The sequence below is a fragment of the Streptomyces sp. NPDC058008 genome (assembly GCF_042886395.1).
Lineage (GTDB): Bacteria > Actinomycetota > Actinomycetes > Streptomycetales > Streptomycetaceae > Streptomyces.
Window position 1 is genome coordinate 1 of the sequence record NZ_JBHVQX010000061.1, and the last position, 9,905, is coordinate 9,905.

Sequence of the window (9,905 nt, forward strand, 5' to 3'; positions counted from 1 at the left end):
GGGGGGCCGCCGGGGGGCCCGCCTGGCCCCGGCCCCCCCCGCCGCCGTCGTCTCAGCTCTTCGCGGCCGGGGAGAGGACGAAGACCGGGATCTCGCGCTCGGTCTTGTCCTGGTAGTCCGCGTAGTCGGGGAACGCCTGGACGGCGCGGCCCCACCACAGGGCCTTCTCCTCACCCGTGACCTCGCGGGCGACCATGTCCTGCCGCAGGGTGCCGTCCCGCAGTTCCACCCCCGGGTCGGCCTGGACGTTGTAGTACCAGACGGGGTGCTTGGGAGCGCCGCCGAGGGAGGCCACCACCGCGTACTCCCCGTCGTGCTCCACCCGCATCAGGGGGGTCTTGCGGAGCTTGCCGCTCTTGGCGCCGCGGGTCGTCAGGAGGATGACGGGCATGCCGCGCAAGGTCGTCCCCCGCGTCCCGCCGGAGCTCTCGATCAGCTCCACCTGCTCACGGACCCAGGTCGTCGGGCTGGGCTCGTACTCGCCCTCGATCGGCATCGCACATGTCCTCTCGTCGGAGTGCAGCGGTTCGTGTGCCCATCATGGCTCCGCGGCGGACCGGGAGCACGTGGGACACCGGCCTACAGCCTGCCCGGCGAGCCCCGTCTCACTCCCTGGACCCACGTGAGACGGACGCGGCGGAAACGCTTCACGGAATCCGGACCTCTTCAAGGGCATACGTCCCTTTATTTCCGTACTATCCGCTCGCCCCGCTCCAGGGGTTCCCGAGCGCAGGACGTACCGTGGGGGCTGCGGAGTAAGCCATGCCTTACCCCGCCGTACTCTGCCCGCGCTCGTCCGCCCTAAGGAACACACTCCATGACACGCCCCGTCCGCGTCGCCATCGTCGGAGCCGGTCCCGCCGGAATCTACGCAGCGGACGCGCTTCTCAAGTCCGAGGCCGCCCAGGAGCCGGGCGTTTCGATCGACCTGTTCGAGCGCATGCCCGCCCCGTTCGGCCTGATCCGGTACGGCGTGGCTCCCGACCACCCGCGGATCAAGGGCATCGTCAAGGCGCTGCACCAGGTCCTGGACAAGCCTCAGCTGCGGCTGTTCGGCAATGTCGACTACCCCAACGACATCGGTCTGGACGACCTGCGCTCCTTCTACGACGCCGTGATCTTCTCCACGGGTGCCGACGCCGACCGCGCCCTGGACATACCCGGGATCGAGCTGGAGGGCTCCTACGGCGCCGCCGACTTCGTCGCCTGGTACGACGGGCACCCGGAGGTGCCGCGCACCTGGCCGCTGGAGGCCGAGAAGGTCGCCGTGCTCGGCGTCGGCAACGTGGCCCTGGACGTCGCCCGCATCCTGGCCAAGACGGCGGACGAACTGCTGCCGACCGAGATCCCCGCGAACGTCTACGACGGGCTCAAGGCGAACAAGGCGCTGGAGGTGCACGTCTTCGGACGGCGCGGTCCGGCCCAGGCGAAGTTCAGCCCGATGGAGCTGCGCGAGCTGGACCACTCGCCGAACATCGAGGTCATCGTCAACCCCGAGGACATCGACTACGACGAGGGCTCGATCGCCACGCGCCGGGAGAACAAGCAGGCCAACATGGTCGCCTCCACCCTGGAGAACTGGGCGATCCGGGACGTGGGCGACCGCCGCCACAAGCTCTTCCTGCACTTCTTCGAGTCCCCGGTGGAGGTCGTCGGCGAGGACGGCCGGGTCGTCGCCCTGCGCACCGAGCGCACGGAGCTGGACGGCACGGGCAACGTCAAGGGCACGGGCCGCCACACGGACTGGGACGTGCAGAGCGTCTACCGCGCGGTCGGCTACTACTCCGAGGAGCTCCCGAAGCTGCCCTTCGACGTGGTCTCGGGCACGGTCCCGCACGCGGCGGGACGCGTACTGGCCAACGACGAGCCGATGCCCTCGGTGTACGTCACCGGGTGGATCAAGCGCGGTCCGATCGGCCTGATCGGGCACACGAAGGGCGACGCCAACGAGACCGTGGCCTGCCTGCTGGAGGACCACGCCGCCGGACGGCTGCCCGTTCCGGCGCAGCCCGGGGCCGACGCGGTCGTCGACTTCCTGGAGCAGCGCGGTGTCCGGTACACCACCAAGGAGGGCTGGCACCGCCTGGACGCCCACGAGCAGGCCCTCGGCGCCGAGCAGGGCCGTGAGCGCGTCAAGGTGGTCGAGCGCAACGCCATGCTGGACGCGTCCGGAGCCTGACGGCCGGCAGTGGTGCCCGCGCCCCCGGAGCCCCTCACCGAAGGACGGCTCCGGGGGCGCGGCGCCGTCCGCGCACCGCGCCCGCAGGTCGTGGACGCCGTGCGCCGGAGGGGAACGCCGCGAGGCCGTAGACTCGGCGGATGGCCAAGTACTTCGACGTGCACCCCGAGAACCCGCAGCGCCGCACCATCACCAACGTGGCCGAGAGCATCCGGTCCGGCGCGCTCGTCGCCTATCCGACGGACTCCTGCTACGCCCTGGGCTGCCAGCTGGGCAGCCGTGACGGGATCGACCGCATCCGGTCGATCCGGAACCTCGACGACCGTCACCATTTCACCCTGGTGTGCCAGAACTTCGCGCAGCTCGGCCAGTTCGTCCAGGTGGACAACGACGTCTTCCGCGCGATCAAGGCCGCCACACCCGGGAGTTACACCTTCATCCTCCCGGCCACCAAAGAGGTGCCTCGGCAGCTGCTGCACCCGAAGAAGAAGACCGTGGGCGTCCGCATCCCGGATCACACCGTCACGCAGGCGCTGCTGGCCGAGCTCGGGGAGCCGCTGCTCTCCAGCACCCTCCTCCTGCCGGACGAGGAGGAGCCGCTGACGCAGGGCTGGGAGATCAAGGAGCGCCTCGACCACGTGGTGGACATCGTGCTCGACTCCGGCGACTGCGGTACCGAGCCGACCACGGTCATCGACTTCTCCGGCGGTGAGCTGGAGGTCGTGCGCCGGGGTGCCGGCGACGTGACCCGGTTCGAGTAGCACCGCCCGCACGGTCACTCCGCGCTCGGGGCCCCTGCCCCGAGATGCGCGCACCCCCGCGCGCCTGGTTCGGTGGAGGGGTCCGCTCCGCCGAGCGCCAGGGAGTGATCATGAGCGAGTCAGAGGACGTCCGGGGCCGTCTCCAGCGGATGCGCGGCCGGGCCCAGGATCTCGAGAAGGCCGCCGATCAGGCCACCGACCCTGCGGAACGCCGGCGCCTGCGGGACGAGGCGCACCGGCTCGAATCGCAGACCGTGCAGGTCAGCGGCATGGCCAGCGGGGACATCTACCCCATGGAGTAGCAGCGCGGCGCGACCGGCGGGCCGCCGGCCGGGTCCCCGTTTGTCTTCACCGGTATGTCGTGCTAATACCGGAACTGAGGTGACAAGCGGTGGATACGCGGAGGGCGAGGTCCGGGCTTCCCCTCCCCCGCCCCGCTCTCCGCCCGCTCCCGCGAAGGGGAAGCCGGTGACGTACATGAGATGGCAGCCGTTCCTGGAGGCCGTCCAGGAGCGCGGCGACTACCCATCGGCACTGGAGGCGGAACGGGCGTCGCGGGTGGTGCTGGCCCTGCTGGGGGCGCACCTCGTCGGCGCGGAGCGCAACGAACTGGCCGCCCGGTTGCCGGAGACGTTCGCACTCATCCTCCTGAACCCCCTGGAGGCCGCCGAACCGCTCAGCTCGGAGCGGTTCGTGCGCGCGGTCTCGGCCTGGATCGAGGGGGCGACCGAGCGCACGGCGGCCTGGGACACGAGCGCCGTGCTCAGCGTGGTGGCCGACGCCTCGGGCGAGGACCTGCTGGCACGCCTGCTGCTCCAACTGCCGCCGGGATACGACCTCCTGTTCGGCCACCCCACTACTGACTGACCATCAGGACAGCTTCGCGATGCTCGCGAGCCGCCGCATCGAGTCCACCAGCGCCGCACGGTCGTAGGTGCTCGTGGTGACCAGCACCTCGTCCGCTCCCGTCGCCTCGACGGCCCGCTCCAGTCCGGCCCGCACCATGTCCTCGGTGCCGGCCAGATGTCCGTGCAGCCCGTTCTCGAAGAGCCTCCGCTCCTTCTCCGTCATGGGCAGCTCCTCGATCCGTGCGGCCGGAGCCAGGGGCGGGAACGAACCGTGCGTGCGCGAGTAGGCCGAGGACCAGGCCTCGGGTACCAGCAGGCGCCGCGCCTCCTCCTCGGTGCCGGCGACGGCGACGGTGCCCGCCACGACCACGTAGGGCTCCTGGCTCCACGCGGAGGGACGGAACCGGCCGCGGTAGTCCTCCACGGCCCGTACCAGCTTGTCGCGGCCCCGGAGATCGCCGACGACCAACGGCAGGCCGGCCGCCGCCGCGATGGCGGCGCCCTCGCCGGTCGCCAGGACGTACGGGGGGACGCGCAGCCCCTCGGCGGGACGGGCGTGCACCTGGGGATGGGCCCGCTGGGTGCCGTCCATCCATCCGAGGAGTTCGGCGAGCTGTCCGGCGAAGGCGCCGGCGTCCTCCTTGCCCCGGCCGAGGGCCCTGCGGATCCCGTCGGTGAAGCCGACCGAACGCCCCAGGCCCATGTCGATCCGGCCGGGGAAGAGCGAGGCGAGCACCCCGAACTGCTCGGCCACGACGAAGGGCTGGTGGTTCGGGAGCATCACCCCACCGGTTCCGACCCTGATGGTCGAGGTGGCGGCAGCGACGGCGGCGGCGAGCACGGTCGGCGCCGAACCGGCCACGCCGGGCACGCTGTGGTGTTCGGACACCCAGAAGCGGTGGTAGCCGAGGGCCTCGGCCGTGACGGCCAGCGCGACGGTGTCCCGCAGCGCCTGCGGGCCGTCGTACCCCTCGCGGGTCCGGGAGCGGTCGAGGAAGGAGAACCGGGTCGATGCGATGAGTGCGCTCACCCCTGGTTCAACACCGCGGAGGCGCCGCGATTCCCCGGGCCGTCACGCGGTTCACGGCCGTGCGGTCGCGGCGGCGATCTCGGCGGGCGTGTCGCGGAGCCCGAGGCGCAGGTGCTCGACGTGGTAGAGCGCCTGGTCGAGGAGTTCGGCGACGTGGTGGTCGTACAGGGCGTACACGATGGAACGGCCCTGGCGCTCCCCCGCGACCAGGCCCAGATTCCTCAGCAGACGCAGCTGGTGGGAGCAGGCGGACGGCTCCATCTCCACGGCTTCGGCGAGATCACCGACCGCGCAGGGGCCCTCCTGGAGGCGGGCCAGGATCCGCAGCCTGGAGGGTGTGGCCAGCGCCTGGAGCGTCGCCGCGACACCCGCCGCCCCTACCGCGTCCAGACGCTCGCGGGTGGTTGCGGTGGTCTGTTCGTCGCGTCCGTGGCCCATGGCGTCCATTCTACGGATGACACATGAAGACCTGTTCATATATTCCTGTACGGTGGAGTCGTCGTCGTTCCCGCCGCCCGTGAGGGGTCGTTCCGTCATGCCCACCGCCGTCGCCCCACCCCCATCGCGCTCCGTAGCCGGCGGCTCCGGCAAGGCCCTCGGACGCCGTACCCGGGTCCTCGCCCTGGCGGAGGCCCGCTGGGCCGGTGCCGCCCTGCTGCTGTTCCTGCTCGCGCTCCCGCTGGAGCTCACCGGAGCCCCCGCCTGGGCCTGGGGCCCGCTGTACGCCCTGGTGTACGCCGCCGGGGGCTGGGAGCCCGCCCTGTCGGGACTGCGGGAGCTCCGGGAGAAGGTCCTGGACGTGGACCTGCTGATGATCGTGGCGGCGCTGGGCGCGGCCTCGATCGGCCAGGTCATGGACGGGGCCCTGCTGATCGTCATCTTCGCGACGTCAGGTGCGCTGGAGGCGCTGGCCACCGCGCGCACCCAGGACGCGGTGCGCGGCCTCCTCGATCTCGCCCCGGCCACCGCGTCCCGCATCGCCCCGGACGGCCGCGAGGAGAGCGTACCCACCGGGGACCTCACGGTCGGCGACGTCATCCGGATCCGGCCGGGTGAGCGTGTCGGTGCCGACGGCCGGGTGCTCGACGGTGCCGGTGAGGTCGATCAGGCCACCATCACGGGCGAGCCGCTGCCCGTGGTGAAGGAGGCCGGTGACGAGGTGTTCGCCGGGACGCTGAACGGCACGGGCACGCTGAAGGTGGCCGTGGAGCGGGACGCGTCGGAGTCGGTCATCGCCCGGATCGTGGCGATGACCGAGGAGGCCTCGCGCACCAAGGCCCCCACCCAGTTGTTCATCGAGAAGGTGGAACAGCGCTACTCGCTCGGCATGGTGGCCGCCACCCTGGCCGTCTTCCTCGTCCCCCTCGCCCTCGGTGACGACGTGACCGCGAGCCTGCTGCGGGCCATGACCTTCATGATCGTGGCCTCCCCCTGCGCCGTGGTCCTGGCGACCATGCCGCCCCTGCTCTCCGCCATGGCCAACGCGGGGCGCCACGGCGTCCTGGTGAAGTCGGCCGTCGTCATGGAGCGCCTGGGCCAGGCCGACGTGGTCGCACTGGACAAGACCGGCACCCTCACCGAGGGCGCCCCGCGCGTCACCGGCATCCGCCCGCTGCCCGGCTCCGGGCTGACCGGGGACACGCTGCTGGCCCTGGCCGCCGCCGCCGAACACCCCAGCGAGCACCCGCTGGGGCGCGCCGTGGTGAACGCCGCGCAGGAGCGGCGCCTGCCGCTCCCGCCCGCCTCGGAATTCACCTCCGCCCCGGGGACCGGTGTCACCGCCACCGTGGACGGACACCGGGTCTCGGTCGGCTCCCCCGCCCGGCTGCTGCGCGAGTCCGCGGCCGACGCGTCCGCCGGGGCCGCCGCGTCGGTCTCCGAGCTGGAGGAGTCGGGGCGTACGGCGGTGCTCGTCCTGCGCGACGGCCTGCCGGTCGGGGTCCTGGGGATCGCCGACCGCATCCGCCGCGACGCGGCGGCCACCGTCGCCTCACTGGCCCGCCTGACCGACGGCTCACCCATGCTGCTGACCGGCGACCACGCACGTGCCGCCGACCGGCTGGCCGCCGAGGCGGGCATCACTGACGTACGGGCGGGGCTCCTCCCTCAGGACAAGGCCGCCGCCGTGCAGGAGCAGGAGCGGGCGGGACGCAAGGTGCTGGTGGTGGGCGACGGGGTCAACGACGCGCCCGCGCTGGCCGCCGCGCACGTCGGGATCGCGATGGGACGTGCGGGCTCCGACCTGGCCCTGGAGACGGCGGACGCCGTCGTCATCCGCGACGAACTGGCCACCGTGCCCGCGGCGGTGGCCCTGTCCCGGGCGGCCCGCCGACTGGTCGTGCAGAACCTGGTCGTGGCCGGCGTGTTCATCTCGGGCCTCGTCGTCTGGGATCTGGTCGGCCATCTGCCCCTGCCCCTGGGCGTCCTGGGGCACGAGGGCTCGACCGTCATCGTGGGCCTCAACGGCCTCCGGCTGCTGCGCGAATCGGCCTGGCGGCGCGCGGCCGGGCAGGAGCGTGACGTGGCGGTCCCCGCCACCCGCGCGGCCGAGGCCTCCGTCTGAGGCCCGTCCGTGCGCGAACCACGGGCGGAAGGCCGCCCACCCGCCGGTCCGGCGAACACCACCCGGCACCTGTGCGGCGGCGGGCCTCCCGACACCGTCGTCCCGTACGGGCGGCCGGGTGCCGGTGGACCCGCTCCCTCCGGAGTGCACGAGGCGCCCGGCCGACCGGTCCGCACGCGATCCGGGGGCGATCGTCCGGGGCGGGCCGCCGTTCCGGGTCCGGTCCCCTGCGGGCCGGAGAGGCGGCCCGGCCGGTGCGGGGGCCCACGGGAACGCCGTGGGCCCCCGCACCGGGCACGCGAGCCGGTCGTGACCCGGGCGGAAGGGCCTGGCTAGTCCTTGGCCGGGCAGGTCCGGAACACGTACCCCTTCTCACCCGCCGGGAGGACGTCGAGGTCCCGCAGGACGAGGGAGATCCGGTCGCCCCAGCTCGCGCAGCTCTCGTCGAAGCCGACGTCGCCCTCGCCCTCGTACTCGATCGCGAAGACACGGTCGTCGTACGCGTCGGCGTACGCGCCGCACTCGTCGAACTGGGCGCACTCCTCCGTCACCGCGAAGTCGAAGCCGATCTGGGCGTGCCGGTCGAGCAGGTCGGTGGTGTTCTTCTGTCCGATCGCCAGACCCGCGCGGTGCGCCCGCGCGGCCAGTTCCTCGGCGAAGGCGGCGTTGTCGTCCTGCGTCAGCTTGCCCTTCGAGCGTTCGAAGGAGTCGAGGTTGTCCGGTTCCACCGCCTGGAAGCCGCTCTCCGCGCAGCCGTCGATCCACTCCCCGACGATCTCCGCGAGCTGGGTGCGCCGGGCCTCCGTCGAGGTGTCCAGCAGCACTTCGTCCCAGCCCTCGTCGATGATCGGCTCGTCGTCGGCGTCGCGCAGCAGGAGGTCCGGGTGGGTGTCCTGCCACCACTTCAGGGCGCCGGGCTGCGTCTGGAAGGCGTTGACGTAGCAGACGTTGTACAGGCCGGAGGCCGGCTCGTCCTCGCGGTCACGGGACACGGCCCGCACCCCGTCGGGCGGCGTGTAGCCCCCGCCGATCTGGTAGTCGAACGGCATGCCCGCCGTCGGCAGGGCCACGTCCGAGGTCTTCGTGCGACTCGGCTCGGGCTCCTCGGCGCCGGACGTGTCGCCCCCGCCGCCACAGCCCGCCAGCACACCGGCCCCCAGGACGGCGGCGAGAGCTGTCGCCGTGCGGGCGATCACACGCTCGCGTCGGAGGGGATGAAAAAGTGCTGCACGGCGGGTCACACGTATCTCCAGGTGTCGGGGATCCGGAACGGAAGATCCACCGCCTATCCTCCGTCAACGCCTCCGGGGCCGGTCGCCCGGGGGCGGCCGGTCGACGGGCCGACGGGTCGACGGGTCGACGGAGAGTCCGCCTGCCGTCGGGCAACGGCGCGGCCCGCCGGTGCGCGGATCCGGCGGGCCGTGCCCACCGGTGTCCCGCCGGACGCCGGCCGGTCCCGGCTCCCTGTCACCCGGTGCACCACGTCGGGCGGCGGGCCGGGCTCCTCACGCCGGGTTCCCGGCAGGCGGAACCCCGTTCGCCTCCCGCTCCTTCCCGATCCCGGCCACGGCGGTGAGCAGGTCCTCCCGGTCGATGGCGTCGGTGCGTGTCGCGGGCACGGTGCAGGCGTAGGCGCCGGCCACCGCCCCGTACAGGGCGCAGCGGCGCGGGTGTTCGCCGTCGAGCAGGCCGAGGAGGAACCCGGCGGCGAAGGCGTCGCCGGCTCCGTTGGAGTCCACCACCGGGGCCGGCGGGGTGACGGCCGGTGTGTGCGTCAGTTCGCCGTCGTACAGCAGGTACGCCCCGTCCGCGCCCGCCGTGGCGACGACGGCCCGGGCCCGTCCGCGTCCGGCGATGTCCCGCATGGTGCGCTCGGGGTCGGTGAGGTCCGTGGTGGACAGGAAGACGATGTCCGACCGCAGGGCGAACGTCTCGTGGTAGGGGTCGGTGCCGTCCCAGTCGTGCAGATCGGTGGAGATGGTCACCCCGGCCTCGCGGAGCACCGGCAGGGTGAGGGCGCACGGCTGGGTGATGACGACGTGGGCGTGGCGGGTGACGGCGGCGAGTTCGCGGACCGTCGAGTCGTCGAAGCGGTCCGCGTCGTCCGAGCGGGCGGCGTCGTACAGGGAGAGCCGCCGCCCGTCCGGGCCGACGAGGTTGACCGCGCGCTTCGTGCCGAGCGGCTGGCGGACCTCGGTGAACGGGATGCCCCGGTCGCGGTGGAAGGCGCGCACCAGGTCTCCCTCGTGGTCGTCGCCGATCATGTCGAGGTGGTGGGTGCGCAGCCCCAGCGTGTGCAGTCCGAGTGTGACGAAGTCACCGCTCTGTCCCGCGCGGGTCTCGATGCCCGGCCGGATCATGTGGCTGTCGGCGAAGGGGAGCGGCAGTTCGGGGACGTGGACGATGGTGTCCACGCCCGCGCCGCCCAGGACGAGAACGTCGGTCTGCTCGCGCATGACGGTGGTCGTGCCTCTCGGTAGGGAGTTCGGGGCGGTCGGCGGCGCGCGGGGCGGAAGGTGCTCCT

General features: G+C 72.8%; 10 protein-coding genes. 5 read left to right on the forward strand and 5 right to left on the reverse strand.

Features of this window, described 5'->3' with window-relative positions:
• Nucleotides 1-52: 52 nt before the first annotated feature.
• Complete coding sequence (locus tag ACFVS9_RS33900; protein WP_383119059.1) at nucleotides 53-496, reverse strand: nitroreductase family deazaflavin-dependent oxidoreductase; 444 nt, start codon at nucleotides 494-496, stop codon at nucleotides 53-55.
• A 321-nt stretch (nucleotides 497-817) separates the two neighbouring features.
• Here ACFVS9_RS33900 and ACFVS9_RS33905 point away from each other — a divergent pair, with 321 nt between their 5' ends.
• The 4 genes from ACFVS9_RS33905 to ACFVS9_RS33920 all read left to right on the forward strand — a co-directional run bounded on the left by ACFVS9_RS33905 (nucleotide 818) and on the right by ACFVS9_RS33920 (nucleotide 3,807).
• Nucleotides 818-2,179, forward strand: a complete 1,362-nt coding sequence (locus ACFVS9_RS33905) for an FAD-dependent oxidoreductase (protein WP_389938815.1) — start codon at nucleotides 818-820, stop codon at nucleotides 2,177-2,179.
• 140 nt (nucleotides 2,180-2,319) lie between these two features.
• Nucleotides 2,320-2,940, forward strand: coding sequence for an L-threonylcarbamoyladenylate synthase (locus tag ACFVS9_RS33910; RefSeq protein ID WP_383118858.1), 621 nt, complete (start codon nucleotides 2,320-2,322; stop codon nucleotides 2,938-2,940).
• Between the two features lie 110 nt (nucleotides 2,941-3,050).
• Nucleotides 3,051-3,242: a DUF6381 family protein gene (locus ACFVS9_RS33915; RefSeq protein WP_383118857.1), complete on the forward strand. Its 192-nt coding sequence runs from the start codon at nucleotides 3,051-3,053 to the stop codon at nucleotides 3,240-3,242.
• 175 nt (nucleotides 3,243-3,417) lie between these two features.
• Entirely contained in the window at nucleotides 3,418-3,807 is a 390-nt protein-coding gene (locus tag ACFVS9_RS33920; protein WP_383118859.1) for a DUF2267 domain-containing protein, read from the forward strand.
• Between the two features lie 3 nt (nucleotides 3,808-3,810).
• On the opposite strand, the gene ACFVS9_RS33925 is transcribed toward ACFVS9_RS33920, so the two are convergent.
• Both ACFVS9_RS33925 and ACFVS9_RS33930 read right to left on the reverse strand, forming a co-directional pair.
• The gene (locus ACFVS9_RS33925; protein WP_383118856.1) at nucleotides 3,811-4,818 is read right to left on the reverse strand and encodes an MsnO8 family LLM class oxidoreductase; all 1,008 of its coding nucleotides are present in this window, start codon (nucleotides 4,816-4,818) and stop codon (nucleotides 3,811-3,813) included.
• 51 nt (nucleotides 4,819-4,869) lie between these two features.
• Nucleotides 4,870-5,256, reverse strand: coding sequence for an ArsR/SmtB family transcription factor (locus ACFVS9_RS33930; protein ID WP_383118855.1), 387 nt, complete (start codon nucleotides 5,254-5,256; stop codon nucleotides 4,870-4,872).
• Nucleotides 5,257-5,353: 97 nt separating this feature from the next.
• Here ACFVS9_RS33930 and ACFVS9_RS33935 point away from each other — a divergent pair, with 97 nt between their 5' ends.
• Nucleotides 5,354-7,381 (forward strand): heavy metal translocating P-type ATPase, encoded by a 2,028-nt coding sequence (locus tag ACFVS9_RS33935; protein ID WP_389938820.1) that lies wholly within the window; start codon nucleotides 5,354-5,356, stop codon nucleotides 7,379-7,381.
• Nucleotides 7,382-7,713: 332 nt separating this feature from the next.
• Here the strand turns inward: ACFVS9_RS33935 and ACFVS9_RS33940 are convergent, their stop codons facing one another.
• Together ACFVS9_RS33940 and ACFVS9_RS33945 are read right to left on the reverse strand one after the other, a co-directional pair.
• Complete coding sequence (locus ACFVS9_RS33940; protein ID WP_383118853.1) at nucleotides 7,714-8,577, reverse strand: endo alpha-1,4 polygalactosaminidase; 864 nt, start codon at nucleotides 8,575-8,577, stop codon at nucleotides 7,714-7,716.
• Nucleotides 8,578-8,886: 309 nt separating this feature from the next.
• Complete coding sequence (locus ACFVS9_RS33945) at nucleotides 8,887-9,837, reverse strand: adenosine kinase (protein ID WP_389938823.1); 951 nt, start codon at nucleotides 9,835-9,837, stop codon at nucleotides 8,887-8,889.
• Nucleotides 9,838-9,905 lie beyond the last annotated feature (68 nt).

Bases quoted from the DNA above. Each gene is read 5' to 3' on its own strand.
- ACFVS9_RS33900 (WP_383119059.1), bottom strand. From the start codon at position 496: ATGCCGATCGAGGGCGAGTACGAGCCCAGCCCGACGACCTGGGTCCGT.
- ACFVS9_RS33905 (WP_389938815.1), top strand. From the start codon at position 818: ATGACACGCCCCGTCCGCGTCGCCATCGTCGGAGCCGGTCCCGCCGGA.
- ACFVS9_RS33910 (WP_383118858.1), top strand. From the start codon at position 2,320: ATGGCCAAGTACTTCGACGTGCACCCCGAGAACCCGCAGCGCCGCACC.
- ACFVS9_RS33915 (WP_383118857.1), top strand. From the start codon at position 3,051: ATGAGCGAGTCAGAGGACGTCCGGGGCCGTCTCCAGCGGATGCGCGGC.
- ACFVS9_RS33920 (WP_383118859.1), top strand. From the start codon at position 3,418: ATGAGATGGCAGCCGTTCCTGGAGGCCGTCCAGGAGCGCGGCGACTAC.
- ACFVS9_RS33930 (WP_383118855.1), bottom strand. From the start codon at position 5,256: ATGGGCCACGGACGCGACGAACAGACCACCGCAACCACCCGCGAGCGT.
- ACFVS9_RS33935 (WP_389938820.1), top strand. From the start codon at position 5,354: ATGCCCACCGCCGTCGCCCCACCCCCATCGCGCTCCGTAGCCGGCGGC.
- ACFVS9_RS33945 (WP_389938823.1), bottom strand. From the start codon at position 9,837: ATGCGCGAGCAGACCGACGTTCTCGTCCTGGGCGGCGCGGGCGTGGAC.